This is a genomic window from Mesorhizobium sp. M2A.F.Ca.ET.043.05.1.1, assembly GCF_003952445.1.
In the GTDB taxonomy this organism is placed as follows: domain Bacteria; phylum Pseudomonadota; class Alphaproteobacteria; order Rhizobiales; family Rhizobiaceae; genus Mesorhizobium.
Genome location: NZ_CP034446.1, coordinates 1,614,439 through 1,632,433 on the forward strand (window position 1 = coordinate 1,614,439; position 17,995 = coordinate 1,632,433).

General features: G+C 57.7%; 15 protein-coding genes. 10 read left to right on the plus strand and 5 right to left on the minus strand.

What is annotated here, in order from left to right:
- Window position 1 precedes the first annotated feature (1 nt).
- The 3 genes from EJ069_RS07685 to EJ069_RS07695 all read left to right on the plus strand — a co-directional run bounded on the left by EJ069_RS07685 (window position 2) and on the right by EJ069_RS07695 (window position 4,060).
- The gene (locus EJ069_RS07685) at window positions 2–1,432 is read left to right on the plus strand and encodes a DUF4214 domain-containing protein (RefSeq protein WP_126064651.1); all 1,431 of its coding nucleotides are present in this window, start codon (window positions 2–4) and stop codon (window positions 1,430–1,432) included.
- 238 nt (window positions 1,433–1,670) lie between these two features.
- On the plus strand, window positions 1,671–2,732 hold the full coding sequence (locus EJ069_RS07690; protein ID WP_126060791.1) for an SDR family oxidoreductase: 1,062 nt from the start codon (window positions 1,671–1,673) through the stop codon (window positions 2,730–2,732).
- A 5-nt stretch (window positions 2,733–2,737) separates the two neighbouring features.
- The gene (locus EJ069_RS07695) at window positions 2,738–4,060 is read left to right on the plus strand and encodes a DUF4910 domain-containing protein (RefSeq protein WP_126060792.1); all 1,323 of its coding nucleotides are present in this window, start codon (window positions 2,738–2,740) and stop codon (window positions 4,058–4,060) included.
- Here the strand turns inward: EJ069_RS07695 and rfbC are convergent.
- Window positions 4,055–4,606, minus strand: a complete 552-nt coding sequence (gene rfbC, locus EJ069_RS07700; protein WP_126060793.1) for a dTDP-4-dehydrorhamnose 3,5-epimerase — start codon at window positions 4,604–4,606, stop codon at window positions 4,055–4,057. The genes EJ069_RS07695 and rfbC overlap by 6 nt on opposite strands.
- A 325-nt stretch (window positions 4,607–4,931) precedes the next feature.
- Here rfbC and EJ069_RS07705 point away from each other — a divergent pair, with 325 nt between their 5' ends.
- Genes EJ069_RS07705 through EJ069_RS07715 form a run of 3 tightly spaced genes read left to right on the plus strand, consistent with a single transcriptional unit; the run spans window position 4,932 to window position 7,689 of the window.
- A complete protein-coding gene (locus tag EJ069_RS07705; RefSeq protein WP_126060794.1) occupies window positions 4,932–6,227 on the plus strand; it encodes a class I SAM-dependent methyltransferase in 1,296 nt (431 codons plus the stop codon).
- Complete coding sequence (locus tag EJ069_RS07710) at window positions 6,224–7,039, plus strand: sugar phosphate nucleotidyltransferase (protein WP_042642461.1); 816 nt, start codon at window positions 6,224–6,226, stop codon at window positions 7,037–7,039. The genes EJ069_RS07705 and EJ069_RS07710 overlap by 4 nt, the downstream gene beginning before the upstream one ends.
- Window positions 7,036–7,689, plus strand: coding sequence for a PIG-L deacetylase family protein (locus EJ069_RS07715; RefSeq protein ID WP_126060795.1), 654 nt, complete (start codon window positions 7,036–7,038; stop codon window positions 7,687–7,689). Before EJ069_RS07710 ends, EJ069_RS07715 begins: the two co-directional genes overlap by 4 nt.
- A gap of 77 nt (window positions 7,690–7,766) precedes the next feature.
- Here the strand turns inward: EJ069_RS07715 and EJ069_RS07720 are convergent, their stop codons facing one another.
- The 3 genes from EJ069_RS07720 to EJ069_RS07730 form a co-directional block, all read right to left on the minus strand.
- On the minus strand, window positions 7,767–9,125 hold the full coding sequence (locus EJ069_RS07720; protein WP_126060796.1) for a glutamate-1-semialdehyde 2,1-aminomutase: 1,359 nt from the start codon (window positions 9,123–9,125) through the stop codon (window positions 7,767–7,769).
- Between the two features lie 222 nt (window positions 9,126–9,347).
- The gene (locus EJ069_RS07725) at window positions 9,348–10,103 is read right to left on the minus strand and encodes a response regulator transcription factor (RefSeq protein WP_189476458.1); all 756 of its coding nucleotides are present in this window, start codon (window positions 10,101–10,103) and stop codon (window positions 9,348–9,350) included.
- Window positions 10,104–10,706: 603 nt separating this feature from the next.
- Window positions 10,707–10,925: a hypothetical protein gene (locus EJ069_RS07730; RefSeq protein ID WP_126060797.1), complete on the minus strand. Its 219-nt coding sequence runs from the start codon at window positions 10,923–10,925 to the stop codon at window positions 10,707–10,709.
- Between the two features lie 523 nt (window positions 10,926–11,448).
- On the opposite strand from EJ069_RS07730, the gene EJ069_RS07735 reads away from it, so the two are divergent.
- The 4 genes from EJ069_RS07735 (at window position 11,449) to EJ069_RS07750 (ending at window position 16,974) form a co-directional block, all read left to right on the plus strand.
- Window positions 11,449–12,906 carry a hypothetical protein gene (locus EJ069_RS07735; RefSeq protein ID WP_189476217.1) on the plus strand — a complete coding sequence of 486 codons (1,458 nt, stop codon included), beginning with the start codon at window positions 11,449–11,451 and terminating at the stop codon, window positions 12,904–12,906.
- Between the two features lie 167 nt (window positions 12,907–13,073).
- The gene (locus EJ069_RS07740) at window positions 13,074–14,096 is read left to right on the plus strand and encodes a GNAT family N-acetyltransferase (RefSeq protein WP_126060798.1); all 1,023 of its coding nucleotides are present in this window, start codon (window positions 13,074–13,076) and stop codon (window positions 14,094–14,096) included.
- A 50-nt stretch (window positions 14,097–14,146) separates the two neighbouring features.
- A complete protein-coding gene (locus EJ069_RS07745; RefSeq protein WP_126060799.1) occupies window positions 14,147–15,670 on the plus strand; it encodes an oligosaccharide flippase family protein in 1,524 nt (507 codons plus the stop codon).
- Window positions 15,671–15,837: 167 nt separating this feature from the next.
- On the plus strand, window positions 15,838–16,974 hold the full coding sequence (locus EJ069_RS07750; RefSeq protein WP_126060800.1) for a glycosyltransferase family 2 protein: 1,137 nt from the start codon (window positions 15,838–15,840) through the stop codon (window positions 16,972–16,974).
- Window positions 16,975–17,024: 50 nt separating this feature from the next.
- Here EJ069_RS07750 and EJ069_RS07755 read toward each other — a convergent pair whose 3' ends face one another.
- Window positions 17,025–17,990 (minus strand): glycosyltransferase family A protein, encoded by a 966-nt coding sequence (locus EJ069_RS07755; RefSeq protein ID WP_126060801.1) that lies wholly within the window; start codon window positions 17,988–17,990, stop codon window positions 17,025–17,027.
- Window positions 17,991–17,995 lie beyond the last annotated feature (5 nt).

The following is a 17,995-nucleotide window of genomic DNA, read 5'->3' on the forward strand; positions in this document are numbered from 1 at the left end:
CATGTCGTTTCGTTTCGCAGCTGCGGCTGCTTTGCTGCTGACAACAGCCGCGCCCGCATCTGCTGATTTGCTCTGGGGGGTGAACGGCCATCCGGTGGTTTCCTACCCGGGTGTTCCAATCGAAAAACAACTCGATTTCGTCAAGGATCTCGGTCTCAAATCATATAGGGTCAACATCACGGACGAAGACGAGGCAGATACCCTGGCCCAAGTCGTCGAGGCCGGGAAAAGGAGAGGGATCGAAATCCTCCCAGTGATTACACCCGGGATGGACCTGGACAAGGAGAAACCGGACCAACTTTATGTTGAGGCCCAGAAATTGGCGGTTGCGCTCGGCACCAGGTTCAAGAACGACATCCGCGTTTGGGAACTGGGCAACGAGATGGAGGTCTACGCCATCATAAAGCCGTGCGAGCAGCGTGACGATGGATCGCAATATCCATGCGGCTGGGGGCCGGCAGGTGGAACTGGAGTGCTCGACTACTACGGTCCGCGCTGGGTGAAGGTAAGCGCAGTCCTTAAGGGGCTGTCCGATGGCATGACGGCCGTTGACCCCAGCATAAAAAAAGCCATGGGCACGGCTGGCTGGGGCCATACCGGCGCCTTCGCGCGGATGAAGCAGGATGGGATCGCCTGGGACATCTCTGTCTGGCACATGTACGGGGAAGACCCCGAATGGGCTTTCCGCGAGATTTCTTCCTACGGCAAGCCGATTTGGGTTACCGAATTCAATAACCCCTACGGAAGTCAGCGGAGCGAGCGGCAGCAGGCTGACGGCGTCAAACAGACGATGACACGGCTCCGCGATCTCCAGGAGAAGTACAAGCTGGAGGCAGCGCATATCTATGAGCTGCTGGACGAGACTTACTGGGCCCCGAGCTTCGAAGCCAATATGGGTCTGGTTAGACTCGTCTCGAATAACAAAGGCAAATGGATAACCGGCGAACCGAAACCCGCCTATAAGGCTGTCCGCGATATCACGCGCGGCCCGCAGCCGTTGCCCAAGCCGCAGCGGGGGTGCAACCCCGAGGCGACGTTTGCCGATGGGGACACTTATGTCCACCAGGCAAGTTTTGCCTATTGTCTCGTCCTTGGCCATGACGGCGACACCGCAGGATTGGATCGCTGGTCGGCAGCGCTCGAGAACGGAGACGCTCGGCTTACCGACGTGGTCATGGAGTTGATTCGCTCCGAAGAATTCGAGGCCAAATATGCTACTATAGGCCTGACGGACCGCGCCTATATTGGGTTTCTTTACATGCTTTTGTTGGATCGCCCAGCGGACGGCTACGGGATGGAAACCTATTCCCGACAGTTGCGCGGAGGATCAATGACGCGCGACGCCATTGCCTTGGGCATCGTCGGCTCTAGTGAGTTCAAATCGCGGCACGCCGTCATGCGCGACGCTTCGGACATGCCCGCGCCCGGCTAGGCGAGGAAGCGACCATGGGATGGCTGGTGGCTGGCAAGTCCATTGCCATGCCACCTGCCACAAAACTTCAGGCCATCGCCGGCAGATACGCCTTCGAAAGGCTTAGCCTGGACCTCCCCGAAAGAAGTAGCCGACGGCTCGTCCAACAGGGCGTCCTGACCGCCTATTGGCGTTCTCCCCGAGCCTTGGCCGCCCAAGTAGCTTTCACGGTAATCAATCCACTCTTGAGAGGTGTACGATGAAAGTCATGGTAACCGGCCATCAAGGCTATATCGGGTCGGTGATGGTGCCGATGCTGCTTCGCGCGGGGCATGCGGTGACCGGCTACGACAGCGACCTTTACCGGCGCTGCACCTTTGCGGCGGGAGGGGAGCGAGCATCCGTTCCATCCATTCAAAAGGACGTCAGGGACGTGCAGCCTCGCGATCTCGAAGGTTTCGACGCCGTAATACACCTGGCAGCCCTCTCGAATGACCCGCTCTCCGATCTCGATCCGGAGATCACATACGAGATTAACCACAAGGGCAGCGTTCGCTTCGCGAAAGCGGCCAAGGAAGCGGGCGTGTCACGCTTTCTCTTCGCGTCGTCCTGCAGCAATTACGGACAGGCGGGCGATGACATGGTGGACGAAACCGGAGAGCTCAATCCGGTCACGCCCTATGGCTGGTCCAAGGTACTTTCCGAACGCGATATTTCCGAACTCGCCGACGGGAACTTCTCTCCGACCTACTTCCGGCCCGCCACGGCCTATGGCTTGTCGCGCCGGCTTCGCTTCGACATCGTGCTGAACAATCTCGTTGCCTGGGCGGTGACCAAAGGCGTGATCCTGCTCAAATCCGATGGGACCCCTTGGCGGCCCATCGTTCACATCGAGGATATTTCCCGCGCTTTCATCGCCGGCCTCGAAGCCCCGCGGGATGTGATCCACAACGAGGCTTTCAATGTGGGGCAGACGGCCCACAATTACAGGATCCGCGACATAGCCGAGATCGTCGCCGATGTGGTGCCCGGCTGCCGCCTGGAGTTCGCGGCCGATGCCGGCCCCGACAAACGTTCCTATCGGGTAAGCTTCGAGAAGATTGCGCGAGCTCTTCCGAGCTTCCGGCCGCAATGGGACGCCCGCAAAGGCGCCGAACAGCTCTACCGGGCCTATCGGCAATCAAATGTCACCTTGGAGGAGTTCGAGGGTCCTCGCTTCCAGCGCATCGGCCACATAAGATATCTGTTGGCGAACGGACTTCTGGACGAGCGCATGCGTGCCGTGGAGGCCTCAATAGCCCTGGAGGCTGCGGCGGGCTAATCCAAATGACGTATGTGGGTCCAGCTGGGCTCGGCTCGGCGCCGCCGGCCGCCGCCGGGGCCGGCCAGGAGATCTATGACCTGGCCGAACGGCTATTTCCGATTTGCCGAAGCATCACCGGCGATGGCGTGCGGAAGACCTTGGACGTTTTGTCCGGGCACATTGACTTGCGGCGGCATGAGGTTTCCACTGGCACGCAGGTATTCGATTGGACGATTCCGAAAGAATGGAACATCCGGTCGGCCAGGATCGCCGCGCCCGACGGTCGGACGATCGTGGACTTTGCCGATTCCAACCTCCACGTAGTCAACTACAGCGTACCCTTCAAAGGTACCTTGCCGCTCAATGAGTTGAGGCAGCATATCCATACCTTGCCTGAACAGCCGGAAGTGATTCCCTACCGCACCAACTACTACACCCCGACATGGGGGTTCTGCATGGCGCATGATCGTTTGCTCGAGATGACCGACGGTCTCTACCAGGTAGAGATTGATGCTGAGCTCAAGGACGGCAGCTTGACCTATGGAGAATACCTGCACCGCGGACAGACCGAGCGGGAATTTCTTCTTTCAGCCCATATATGCCATCCGTCACTGGCCAATGATAACTGCTCGGGCCTCGCTCTCCTGGCGACGCTGGCGAGGACCCTCAGAACCCGGAAGACAAAGTATAGCTACCGCTTCCTCTTTGCTCCAGGAACGATCGGCGCGCTCACATGGCTGTCACGCAATGAGAACCGCATACAACTCATCGATCATGGGCTGGTAGTGTCTTGCGTGGGTGATGCTGGATGCCCGGCATACAAGCGCAGCCGTCGCGGCGACGCCTTCATTGACCGGGCTATGGCGCACCTGCTCGGTGATCGGCCCGGGGCGAAGCTGATCGATTTCTCCCCCTATGGCTACGACGAAAGGCAATATTGCTCGCCGGGCTTCAATCTTCCCGTCGGCATGTTCCAGCGGAGCGTCCACGGCACCTTCCCCGAGTACCATACGTCGGCCGACAATCTCAGCTTCATCGCGCCGGAGTACCTTGAGGATTCCTTGGCGGTTCTCATGGATCTGATCGACGTGGTCGAAGGGGACTGGACGCCCTTGAATCTCTTCCCCAAGGGCGAGCCGCAACTCGGCAGGCGGGGCCTCTACAGCGCCTTGGGAGGGCAGAAGGCGTCCGGCATAACTTCGATGTCCCTGCTATGGGTGCTCAATCTGGCCGATGGACAGCACTCGATTTTGTCGATGGCCGAGCGCTCTGGACTGCCGTTCAAGGAGCTGGCAGCCGCTGCCAGGTTGCTGTCGGAGCATGGCCTCTTGGCTGCGGCCCTATAGGGCCTCGATTGCGGCCCGCTGCTTGACCAGCGGCCATGTCCTGTCCCTTTCCGACATCGCGGTCGGCATCAAGGGCCAGTTTATCGAAAAGGCGGGATCGTTGAAGCGGACGCCCGTCGCTGAGTGCGGCGTGTAGAACTGCGATATCAGGTACGAAACCTCGGTATCGTCTGTAAGTGTCTGCAGTCCATGCGCGAATCCGGTGGGAATATAGACCTGCCTCATGTTTGCGGCCGTCAGTTCGAAGCCCAACCACTTGTAGCGCGTCGGCGAGTTCGCGCGCATGTCAACCACGACGTCGAAGATCGCGCCACGGACGCAGGAGACGAGTTTCACCTCGGCATAGGGGTCCTCCTGAAAATGTAACCCCCGCAGCGTTCCTTTTTTGACCGAATGTGCCCGGCTGTGCTGGACAAAACGCGTCGCCAACCCGCAATCGGCCATTTCCTTCTCGCAGAACAGGCGCGTAAAGGAGCCGCGATCGTCGACCACGGGTGTCGGCTCGATCAGCCACACGCCTTTCAATTCGGTCTCGGCAAACTGCATGTCGCTTCAAGCCCCTTTGGCGGGCAAAAACCGAGGGAATTCTTGGCGTCGCGAGTACCGGCTGGAAGAGCTACCAAAGCCTTAGGTGGCTTCATCGATAGCGGTATGCCCGATGGTCAATCCTACTCGTTCGGCTTGCCTGATGGGGTCATTGCCTCACCCCCTTGCCCTTTAAGGATTAAGGCAGCCGACGCATTGGCAAATCGGACTCGAAGGCGCGTCGCCTTAGGCTTGCGTACATTCCACGGAGGCGCGACGGCGGCAGGTACTTCGTCAGGCCACCGCGTCTCCAATTTTTCTCCAGCAGGCGGACAAGGAGCAGCCAATGAACATACAAGCCGTCGAAGTCGTCCGCGACCAAAACCCGATACGCCGCGGCGTCGGCTGCAGGCTTTGTGGTACGCGTCTGCGGCATACGCTGGTCGATCTCGGCATGTCGCCGCCTTGCGAAAACTTCCTGCGGGCCGATCAGCTGGATCAGGTGGAATTATACTATCCGCTGAACGTCCTGGTTTGCGACACCTGCTATCTGGTGCAGCTCAAGGAATACATGAGTCCCGAAACCATTTTCAGCGAGTATGCTTATTTTTCTTCTTTTTCGACAAGCTGGGTGGCCCACGCGAAAGCCTATTGCGAGGCCATTACGAAACGCCTCGGCCTTGGTTCCGACAGCCTCGCGGTCGAGCTCGCCAGCAACGACGGCTACCTGCTCCAGCACTTTCTTCCGCTTGGCGTTCCCGTTCTAGGCGTCGAGCCTGCCGCAAACGTTGCGAGCGCCGCGCTTGAGAAGGGTGTGCCGACCAGGGTTGATTTCTTCGGGGTTCGCCTGGCGCTCCAGATGGTGGCCGAGGGCCTGCGCGCCGATCTTATCATCGGCAACAATGTTCTGGCCCAAGTGCCCGACCTGAATGACTTCGTCGCAGGAATGAAGGTCCTGCTCAAGCCGGAAGGCGTCATCACCATCGAGTTTCCGCACATCGAGCGACTGATGGCCGAGAACCAGTTTGATACCATCTACCACGAGCATTTCTCATACTTCTCGTTATTGACCATCGACCTTATGGCTACCCGCCACGGGCTGCGGCTGATCGACGTCGAGGAGCTGCCTACCCATGGCGGTTCGCTTCGCATCTATCTCGCGAACGAGGAAAGCAGCTGGCCCGTGAACGACCGCGTTCAACTGCTGCTCGATCGCGAAAAGCGGCATGGGCTGACCGACATGTGGACCTACGCCTCCTTCGGCGACAAGGCGCAGCGAGCGAAGCGAGATCTCCTCGCCTTCCTGATCTCGGCCAAGAACGAGGGCAAGAAGATTTGCGGCTATGGCGCGCCCGGCAAAGGCAACACGTTGCTTAACTATTGCGCAATCGGCCCCGATTTTCTCGACTTCACGGTCGACCGGAACCCCTACAAGCACGGTCGTTTCACGCCCGGCATGCACATACCGATCAAGCCGATAGAGGCGATCGACCATGCCAAGCCGGACTACATCCTGATCCTTCCATGGAACTTGAAGGACGAGATCATCAAGCAGATGCATCACGTCGCCAGCTGGGGCGCGAAATTCGTGGTGCCGATTCCTTTCGTTACAGTGATCGATCCATCGGAGTTGCCGAGATGAAAGTCGTCCTATTCTGCGGCGGGCGCGGCACGCGCATACGTGACTATTCCGACAGCATACCGAAGCCGATGATTCCTCTGGGCCACCAGCCGATCCTGCGCCACGTGATGCAGTGGTACAGCGAATACGGGCATGACGAGTTCATCCTTTGCCTGGGCTATAAGGCCAACGTCATCAAGGATTTCTTCCTGAACACCAGGCCGCAGACCTTCTCTGACTGCGTCGTCACGCAAGGCGGTCGGGATGTGAAGCTGCTCGGCGATACTCCAAAGGACTGGAGCATTACGCTGCTCGACACGGGTATCTGGCGCAACATTGGAGAGCGACTCTGGGCCGCCAGGGATCATGTCAGGAACGAGAAGATGTTCCTGGCCAACTACTCCGATGGCCTGACCAATGTCGACCTCGACGACGTGATTGCGAAGTTCGAGGCCAGCGGCAAGATCGGCTGCTTCCTCGCCGTGCGCGCGCCGCTGACATACCATCTGGCCGACATCGCTGAAGATGGCCGTGTGCGCGAGTTCCGCACGACGGATACATCCGAGATATGGATCAACGGTGGGTACTTTGTCTTCCGGCCGGAAATCTTCGACTACATGCGCGACGGCGAGGAGCTCGTCCTCGAACCGTTCAAACGATTGATCGACGACAACATGCTGATGGCCTACAAGCACGAAGGCTTCTGGCGCTCGATGGATACGCTGCGCGACTGGCAGTCGCTCGAGGACATGGTCGAAAAAGGCGATATGCCCTGGAATCGCAAGGTCACCGCCGAGAAGATCAAGCGTAGCATGGTGATGGCTGCATCATGAAGGGGCTTGGCCTCGCGCGCCGAGGGGAGGAACTCTCGCTCCTCTGCCTTGGAGCCCATTCCGACGACATTGAAATAGGCGCCGGCGGCACAATTCTCAGCTTGATCGCTTCAGGAGTGAAGCTCCACGTCCATTGGTGCGTGTTGAGCGGCGGCGGCTCCCGTTCGGCCGAAGCCAAGGCATCGGCCGAGGCCTTCCTTGAAGGGTCGAGCTCGTCCAAAGTCGAGATCGCGGATTTTGAAGACAGCTACTTCCCAATCCATAGCCGATCGATAAAACACTGGTTGATCGATGTGAGGTCGCGCATCAATCCCGACATAGTGCTCACGCATGCCAGGCTCGATGCCCACCAGGACCATCGGGAAGTCAATCAATTGACCTGGAATGTCTTTCGCGACCATCTGGTGCTCGAATACGAGATCCCGAAGTGGGATGGCGACCTCGGCCGGCCGAATGCATATGTTCCGCTTGCGGCCGACGTACTGGAACGCAAGATCCAGTTTCTCCATAAGTACTTCGGGACGCAGCGCTCCAAGGACTGGTTCGACCGTGACACTTTTGTTGGGCTTGCCAGATTGCGCGGAATGGAATGCAGAGCGCCCGAGCGTTTCGCCGAGGCGTTCACGGTCAGAAAAGCCAGGATTTTCTAACAGTCAGCAATGCCCATCGCCGAAGGGACTTCCGCCCCGAGCGGACCCGCGCAGCGGCGCAAGTGCACGCCGCTCGGTTAGCTGGCCGCGGCGGAAACCCGTACTTCGGCCCCTTCGTTAAATCGACGGAAGACCACCTGGGATGGCCGGCCGACCAAAAACCGGTCCGTCCCCGCTTCCAGGGCCTGGGCATACACCGCCAAGGCGCTGTCGACCGCCTCTATGGTCTTCATGATCGCCGGGTTGTCGTGAGTGTAGCTGACGACCAGTGACGGCATCAGCACTCCGCGCTTGATTGTCTCTTGAAGGAAAAGCGAGCGATATGCCTGCGACGGCTTGCCGTTGGGGTCGAGTGTGGCGAATGCCAGGCAAGAGGGGCGGCCGACGACCTTGAAGTGGTCTCCAACGCCGTGGCGTTTGGCAGCCTCGGTGATACCGTCCTTGAGCTTTGTGCCTTGGAGGTGCAGGTGCTCTATAACAGGTTCGGACTGGTATGTTCGCATGGTCGCGATGGCCGCGGCGAGCGCATGGGTCTCCGCGCCGTGCGTGGTTGACAACAGGAATACCCTTGGGCGGTCCATATGCTCTAACCCGCCAAGCCGCATATATTCGCGCTTGCCCGCCAATGCTGACACTGAGAAGCCATTGCCGAGCGCTTTGCCGAACGTCGTCAGGTCCGGCTCAATGCCATAGAGTTTCTGAGCTCCAGCCGCGTGCCACCGGAAACCGGTGATCATCTCGTCGAGAATGAGCAGCGCGCCGTTTTCCCGGCAGAGACGTTGCACTTCATGCAGGAAGCCGTCTGCCGGGTCGTCTCCGCGGGATGGCTCGAGGATCAGCGCGGCCAGCTTGCCCGGATATCTGTCGAACAGATCTTTTACGCTGGCGATGTTGTTGTATCGGAAGGTGACGGTGAGATTTCGGACCACCTCCGGAATACCGGCATTCATCGGTGTCGTGCCGATGAACCAATCGTCCGTCGAAAAGAATGGATGGTCGGCGCAGCAGGCCACGAAGTCGCGCCCTGTATAAGCGCGGGCCAGGCGCACGGCGCCGGACGTCGCATCCGAGCCATCCTTGCAGAATTTTACCATCTGCGCGTCGACAAGCTCCAGAAACGTCTCGGCGCAGTCGACTTCGATCTTAGCCGGTCGCGTGAAATTGGAACCGCCACTCAACGCTGCCTCAACCGCTCTCAGGACGGTCGGGTAGGCATGCCCCAATCCAACGGAACGATTGCCCATGCCATACTCGATATATTCGTTGCCGTCGACGTCCCAGACATGACATCCAAGTCCACGCTCAATGAAACCCGGGGCGAGAATGGGATACTGATCATCGCCCTTCGCGTATGTATGGCAGCCACCTGGGATCAGTTGGCGCGCGCGACCTTGCAAACGGACAGATTTGCGAAAACAAGGGCTCTGCTCAGACATGTACCACACTCCAGCTGCTGGAAAGTCTACATGTCCGGTCCCAAATTTCGCGATCACCAAATGGCTGCCGATTTAGCACTTATGGTGGATGTTGGAGCCCAATACCGGCGTTTTATGACGAAGACGCCATTTTGCAGCGGCTGCGGAACAGCCGATCGCGAAACGAGGCTAACAAAGACGGCCCGCAGAAGTGAACTCTGGCGGGCCGTCTGAAACCAGCTGTCATTCTTCCGCGAGAGCACCTTCCCCGAAAAGGTCGTTCACCTTGTAGGCAACCTCAGTCCTGTTGGTCGCCTTCAGTTTCTTCATGATATTGCGGATGTGAACTTTCACGGTGCTTTCGCGCAGGTTCAGTTCGTAGGCTATGATCTTGTTCGCCTTGCCGCGCCGAAGCGCCTGAGCCACTTCAGCTTGCCGGTGCGTGAACATAGTCGTCAGCGGACGTGCGTCGCGGCTGCCTGAATCGATCAGATGCCGCATGGACAGCACGCTACTGGCCGGTACGAAGATGCCGCCAGCCGCCGCAAGGTTGACGGCTTCGACACAGACGTCAATGCCAACAGAAGTCGGAATGTATCCGCGCGCGCCGCTTTCAAGGGCGGTCAGTATCTGTGTAAGATCTTCCGTGTCAGCCAGCAGAATCACTGGAACAGAACTGAACTCTGAAGAGATCATGCGGACCTCTTCAGCTATGCTTTGATCGGTAACTTTGCGTCCACCAAGATTAAATAGGATGGCGGCTAGAGGAGGGTATGCTTCCTTCTTTATTCGCCATTCTTCGATCCGGCCCATGGCGGCAACAGTCATGCCAAGCTCATGATCCTCCAGAGCCGATGCTAGACATTCCCGGTCTAGCGCCCTTCCGTCAAGAATAAGTAGGCATTCCTTGTCTAGTTGTTCGTTGCTCTTTGCGCTGCTCGACGAGATTTCTGATTGATTTGTCGAAGCAAGATTATGCAGTCCGATTGCAGAACTCATACTAGCACCCCAACTTTTGCCCAAAACGACCGCCTCATGGCGGCCGACAGCCCCCTCAAATCCTAGATTTTTTTGAAAGTTTCTACCAATCTGAGAGTCCAGCCAGGCCCCCCCAGCTTGGACGCTCATCGCTTCTCCCCTACACCACCTAAAATTCAGTAGTTGATGCTTTACTAGCGAGAGCTAATCTAAGTTAATTTTTTGTAAATTTTTTTGGCTCTCAAGGGATCCCGCTGATGGGCAGGCCATGCGGGCCGAAGCCATTGGGCCGGGTTCCTGGAGTCGTGCACAAAAATGATTTCAGGCAAAGCAGCGCCGCCAAGCTCATCCGATAGGCGGAAGCAGGACCGTTAATCCACGGCGGCTTCTTACTCCAAAGGCTTCGTTGACGTCATGCATTGCCAAAGAAGAACATCTGTTTGCCAGCGTTTGCCCGGGCGTACGCCGGTCTGTCTGCGGATAAAGCGAAGACAGGGTAGGGGAGCCATTCGCCCGCCCCAATGGCTCCCCTATCGCTTTTGCGGTGAGCGGCACAGCAGAAAATCCGCCTGCCAGCATTGTCTGGCAGGCGGATAGATGCTCCCAGAATTGACGATTGGAACCTCAGGCGTGTCCCTGGGGTTCAGTCTCGCTCAGCCAACGGCAGACCGCCTCATGGCTACGGGTCACTGTCTCAAACGCATCGATCAACTTCTTGGCGGCTTTGTTAGCGACGTGCGATTCAGGATACTGGGCGGTCACAGCCTGCGCTCGCTCATAAATTTCCTTGAGTTGCTTCACCTGCTTTGGTCCAAATGCGCCGTGTACAACACGGGTGGTCATACGGATTGTCCTCCTCATGCTGGAACTCTAGAGAACCCACTCCATTGCCCAGAGCTCCCGATATCTCCAATTATCACGACATTTCACGATCGTAAGCAGAAATGTGCCCGCGAGCCTGTGTATAAGGGGGACATAACTCGCCGTCGAGCCGTTCTTTAGTGTGCGTTCGCGAGTTAGCCGTTTGCAGGAAGGGGTAGGCAGGATCCCGGCAGGCCGACGTGTCGACACATTCTGAGCCTGCAACCGCCAGCAGCCCAAACACGAGCGCTTCTCAGCCGCAGCGGATGGCATGCAGCCGGCGATCGTGGCTCGCGGTCGGTTGACGGGCCTCAACGGGCCGAGCCTGGTTGCAAGCCGTGGGGTATTTTCGGTTCTCAAGGAGACCTACGGCTTCTTGCGGAATGCAGGACTACGCCGTTTGGCTCACTTGCCCAAGGTACGTGCCCGTCGAAAGATACCCGCCGTCGGGTAGTGTCTTTCGTCAACATTGGCGGGACCAACCGAGCGAAAGGCTCGATCAACAATGCAGGTTTCTTTGCCGGGTCTGCTGGTGTGCGTGGCCGTTCTTGCCATTGCATACTATGCCCGGGGAGTGCTGATTATCGGGCTGATTGCTTCCCAGGCATTCGGCGCTACGGCCGTCATGACCCTGACTTTCCTGGGTGGGTCATCTCCGCTCATCTACACCATGTTCGAGGCTCTACTCGTCGCGGCCGTCGCAGCCAGACGCCGTATATGGTTCGACCTCGGAAGCGTCTTCGGGAGTATCCGCCCGGTCTGGATACTCGCAAGTCTCATGGTCTACGCGATCATCGGATCGTGGCTGTTTCCCAGGTTCTTCGCCGGGCAGACCGTCGTCTTCGTCCAGTCGAAGACCAGGGGAGCGGTGGTGGAAGCGTCCTTGGCGCCAGTTTCAGGCAACATCTCGCAGACGGGCTACTTTATCCTTGGCGGGCTTGCTGCCATCGCGCTTTGCGTCCTGACGCTGCGCTCTGACCGTATCGATCAGATTCGCCGCGGCTTCTTCGTTTTATGCTGCTTGCACGCCGGGATGGGATTGATTGACTTTGTCGGTAAAAATGCAGGGCTGGGTGATCTCCTCGCCCCCATCAGAACTGCCAATTATGCGATTATAACGGGTGCGTACGAGGCTGGATTCGCCCGCATCACGGGGCCTTTCTCCGAGGCATCTTCCTTCGCCGCTGCTACTCTGGCCTGCCTTGCGTTCTGCTATACCTACTGGCGAAAGACCAAGTCGGTCGTTGCCCAATGGTTGTCGGGCATCTTGCTCTTCCTGACCATTCTGTCGACGTCGTCGACCGCCTATGTTGGGCTTATGGTGCTGTGCGTTCCCGTCGCCTTCTCGATGTTAGCCTCGGTCTTAAAGGGGAAAATTGAGCGCGAGGATATACTGATAGCCGTTCTGATGATTGTCGGCACGGCTGCGGTGTTGGGCATCAGCCTCTACAAGGCAAACGTCCTGGATTCCTTTGTTGGGCTCTTCAACAAAACCATCGTCAACAAAGCGAATTCCGGGTCAGGCCATGAGCGAACCTATTGGAACCTGAAAAGCCTGCAGTCCGTCATCGACACCAACGGCCTCGGCGTGGGTTTCGGCAGTTCGAGGACATCGAGTTGGCCGATCGCGGTCCTGTCCCAGCTCGGGTTTTTCGGATCATTGATGATGGCGATGCTGCTTGGTGTCTTGGCTCGAGGCGTAGGCGGGGTGCGGCGGTGGTTGGACCCCGAGACGGACGCTGTGGTGACGAGTGTCAGGAATTCCGCTCTTGCCGGTTTAGTCGCCGCCTCAATATCAGGTGGCAATGCCGATCCAGGCATTCTCTTCTTCGTCGCGCTGGCCGTTGTTTGGGTCGCACGGGTGCGCGCATTGGGCGCCACGCAACCGTTTGACCGAGCCGGTGGCCAGTATCCGGAAATAACGCCTTTTGCGCGCGCCATCGACGCCGCGCAGGTTAGATGACACTCCGCAACCACGCCAGTTGTCTCGCCAGGTTCAAGTGAATTGCGGCAAACCATCGCAGAAATTTGAACTACTGCTTTCGTACGCAATCGCAGCCTTTTTGGGAGGTTTGCACGCTATCCGCCGGCCCGTAGTGTGAACGCGACATTTGAATCCGGAGTAGTCGCATGCAGGCGCAATCCGAAGCGATAGGGACCAGACCAATCCAGCCGGTCGTTGAGGAGAACCAGCCGGCGCGCGCCCAACGGTCCCGTCCTCACGTCACCTCGTTCAGGCAATGGAATTCGCAACTGGATGATGCATTGTCGCGGCTGCCTGAATCCGACGCGTGCCCGCATGAGCTGTTCCGGATACTGGCCACAAATTCGATCGACAATAGAAAGCTCATCGCGCTTGTGCGTGAGCGGGACGCGCCTGTCGCAATAGTGGCCTTGCGCCGGACGCCTGATGGATGTTGGGTGCCCGTAACCCGCTACATCGTTCCCGGATTTGTCTTGCCGTCGCAACCTGGCCGGCTTCTGGATGCCGTGGCAAGCGTAGGCGTTACTGTCGAGCTTGGCTTCTGGCGCCTGGAAAAGGAACCGCAAAGCCACGGCGCGGTGCGGGCGCTGTGGTCTGAACCAACCTTCGGAATGGATGCCACGGACGACTTTGAAGCGTACTGGCGAAAGACTGGTCGATGGGACGCAATACGAAAGTCTCGCAGAAAATGCAGCGGCTTCTCCGTTGGGATCAATCAGCCGGGCGCGGCGAGATTGATTGTCAAAGAGTGGGGTAAGACCTGGGGGATCGATGGCGCGGAGATAGCAGACCGTGTCGCGGCTGCGGAGTACATGGAGGCCACCGGCCGTCTTGTGTCCATCCTGCTCAGCGACGGTGATCGTCGAGTCGGGGGCGTGACTTGCCTGATACATGAAAATGATCTAGTTGCCCAAGTATATTTCAGAGATCATGAATACGATCGCTTTGATATAGGGACATATTTAATCTATCTGACATTCGAGATGGTCGGCAGATTCAATCTGCGAGGTATCGACTTGGGTGGGGGCCACGACTACAAGCAACGTTTTGCTCCGGTTAAAGGAGTCAAGCACGAAATGCGAATCTGCGGCAACATCATGAGATACCAGTTCGGCCGGGCAGTGCGAAAGCTGCGTAGAGTAACAAATATCAACCGGCCTGCGGAATAATCGGAGATCAAGACCCTTCGCCAGACACTCCAATCCTGTGAAGTCGATCAATGAATTCAGTTAGACGAGCGCTAATTTATACCACTGCTGATCGATACTTCGGTCTTGCCGTCAATTTTGGCCTGACGATGGTCGTGTCGAGGCTTCTTACGCCGAGCGAAATCGGTATATCGGTGACTGGATCGGCTGTTGTCGGTCTTGCGTTGTCGCTGCGAGAGTTTTCCAGCACTGCATTCATAGTTCAGCGGCCCAATCTTTCGAAAGAGGACGTGCGCGCAGCATTTACCGTGATGTTGTCGCTTACGTCCTTGATCTCAGCAGGGCTCCTTCTATTTGCCCCGTTGATCGCCCATGTCTACGGCGAGGATGGCCTTGGGCCCTATCTACGTCTGATATCGGCGGCTCTTGTCATCGAGGTGGTGGCCGCTCCCATACTGGCGCTCATGCGGCGCGAGATGGCATTCGGACAGGTTGCCTTGGTGAACATTGCGATTGCTGTCTCCAGCGCGGTCACCGTCCTCACCCTCACGTCGCTCGGGTTCAGCTACATGAGCTTTGCCATGGCGTGGTTCGTCTCGGCCACTTTCGGCAGCATCCTCGCGCTCCTGCTCCGGAGTGAGTTCTGGATATTCAAGCCGCTGTTCAGCAATTGGCGGGGCGTGATTGCCTTCGGTTATTACAATGGCCTCATCGTGATGCTTGCCCGAATGTACGACCAGATCCCATATCTGGTGCTGGGACGATTTCTCTCATTCAATGCAGCGGGCCTTTTTAACCGGACGCTTACGGTTGCCCAGCTGCCCGACAAGATCTTTCTGGCCAGTTCAATCTCCGTTGTTTTCTCGGGATTTTCATCGGAGGCAAGGAAAGGTGGGGACCTCAAACATCATTACCTGACCGCGCTGACCTACACCACGGCGGTCCACTGGCCGGCGCTCGGCGTGCTTTCTATCCTGGCGCACCCAGTCGTGACGTTCCTCTATGGAGACCAGTGGCTCGAGATAGTGCCGCTGGTCCGGATCGCTGCGATTGCCTCCTTTTTCTCGTTCAGCTATGCATTGAACTACTGCGTGCTCCTGGCGGTTGGCGCCATTCGCGATGCCTTCTTGCGTTCGCTTGTCATATGGCCGGTTTGCGCCGTCCTGCTTTTGATCGCTGCTCCTTTCGGTTTGCGCGGCATGGTGCTCAGCCTGCTTCTGACGGTTCCTTTCCAAGCTATGGTTTCGCTACTTTTCGTACGACGCCACATAAGCATGACTTGGACAGAGTTCGTCTTTGCCTTGTGGAAGAGTGCAGCGGTGACGATCGGCAGCGCCATTGGTCCCGCCGTGGTCGCCCTTGCGTGCTACCCTGCGCAGATCCACCTGGCTGCCGCAGTGGTTGCAGCCGTCCTTTCGGGGCTAGGCTGGGTGCTGGCGATCTGGCTAGTCAAACATCCGGCAATGCACGAACTAGACCACGTCGCCGAGTGGCTGGCCCGGATGCTGCGGACAGGGCGGCAGCCCCATCCGGATTTGTTGGTGATCGCCGAACCCGTCCAGGCTGCGGCGGTCCTGCCGAGCGAGGTGAAATGAAAGCTACAGTTATGTCGATGCCGCATCTCCTGCCGAACCTAGGGTCCGGCATGAGGAAGTGTTGTCCTGGACAACCCTAGGCGCATTGCCACAGTAGACGGTGACTTACCCGTTTCGAACATGCCACGACGCCGGGGGGTGCAGGCAACATTCGAGAGTGATCTTTGATGTATCGACCCCGCGCTGAAGTATCTATTATACTACCAACCTACAATCGCGCTGACACAGTCATGCGGGCGATAGATAGTATAATTGGGCAGACTTTCGAAGATTGGGAACTCATCATCGTTGACGACGGGTCAACCGATTACACCGCGCAACTGACTTTTGAGTTCGACTCGCGTATCCGTTTAATTCGGCAGAGCAACCAGGGCGTGGCCGCCGCGCGCAACGCCGGCATCGCAGCCAGCACTGGTCGACTGATTGCTTTCCTCGATTCTGATGACGAGTGGCTTCCGCATTTCCTGTCCCTATCGGTTGCCTTCTTCAATGAATTTCCGGACGATCAGTACCTTACTTTCGAGTTTTTTCAGGACGATACCGACCATCGGATGATCAAGGGGACGATCGTCAATTGTTATCGGAGCATAGCCCGCGTGATTGGCTCTGATGCGTTCGAACTCCCGGATGGCCAAACCGACGACTATCTGCGCGTTTTTCATACAAAGCGCGCGCTCGGAACTTGGGCGACGCGATGCTCGACCGACAGGGAAGCGTCCGAAGCATTTCTTTACCAGGGGCACATCTTTCGCTACACGCGTTGGGGGTATTTCGCTTGGCTTCCGGCCACGGTGATGACTCGCCAGGCGCTGGAGCTCGTCGGCCGCTTCGACGCCTCCAAGCGCAGCGCGGAAGATTATCCCTTCCAGGCATTACTCGCTCGTCATTTCCGCACGAATTTCATCTCGTTACCTTCCGCACGCAAACACGAACATGGTTTGCATTCCGATCCCCTCAAGGAAGATCACCTTGCGACGGGGCCGAACGCCTACGCTTTTCGCGTTAATCGTCTGCAATATTTTGACCAGCTTCATTGGAACCAAAATCGCAGTGATCCCGAACTCTCGCTGTTGCGGAAGCATTATATTTACGAGACGGCCTGCCTCGCACTGAGATCAGGATATCGAAACAAATCCATAGCGCTGTTCAAAGAGGCTGCATGTTTTCGTAACCGGCTCTGGCACGCCTATTTTTTGGTGGCCCTGGCTGTTTGCTGCCCGTCCGACAAGACAGCTTCCGCTGCTTACGGCACATTGCGCCTTGTCTTGCGGGTCTTGCGGCAATTTCCCTGGGAAACGGCGTAGCAGGGCAGGCATTTGCAGCGACGAGCAGTAACGCTCGGCGACTTGCGAGTTCAGCGAATTCCGGCCGATAAGAGTTCGGCTACCCGCTTGAGGGCACCATTCGTGCGAAACAAGTGGCTTACCGGCGGTATCAGTGCCAATGATGGTCTTAGGCTGAGGCTGTATTTGAACAGGCCAAGGCCAACGGCGGTCTTGCCTCTGTAGATGTGCGAAGCCGCCGACCAAAATGCGGTTTCAGCTGTTCGCCGTGTCGCTACGCGATGTAGTTCAAGAGAACGCGGAATATTTCGCCCTTCCCGACGAAAGAAGCTGTCGAAGGCTGCCTGTTGCTCCCGAAGATCCTTGAGACGATCTTCCCACAGAGCATTACTCAAATTCGCAGCGTGTAGGCGCTGAATTGCCAAGGCCGCGTGAAGGCATACAACCGATCCCATGCAGCCGAGTCTGAGGGCCATCTCCAGGTCGTCCATGTGCTTCAGCGAAGCTCGGTAATGCCCTGCTGCTTTTTGCGCCGAAGTCCTCACCAGTATTGCGTGCACCCCGGGATTCTTGCCTATTGCCTGGCAGCAGAGCTCTATATAGTCCAGCCCGGATTGAACGCTCCAGCCTTCAGGCTGGTCCGTCGGTTCGGGTGGCATTTGGCCCGCCCACGGCGTGCTGGCGCCGACAACAAAAATCGCACCAGGGTTTTGTTCGAGCGCCTCGATCCCACGCTTCAGAGATCCTGCCTGCATGAGGTCATCGGCGCACAGAATGACAAAGTAGTCTGCGCGTGCCAAGTCGATCCCTTCATTGAACGAGGCATGCGGGCCGAGATTTTCCGGATGGCAGACGAGCTCTATTCTCGGATCCGACTCAGCCAGATGTCTTGCAACCTCGACGCTGTTGTCAGTCGAGGCATTGTCGATGATGACAATTCTGACCTCGGAGACACCTTGCGAGAGCACGCTGTCGACGCATTGAGGCAAATAATCCGCGTAGTTGTAGCAGGGGATTATGACGTCCACACTTGGCATCCCAG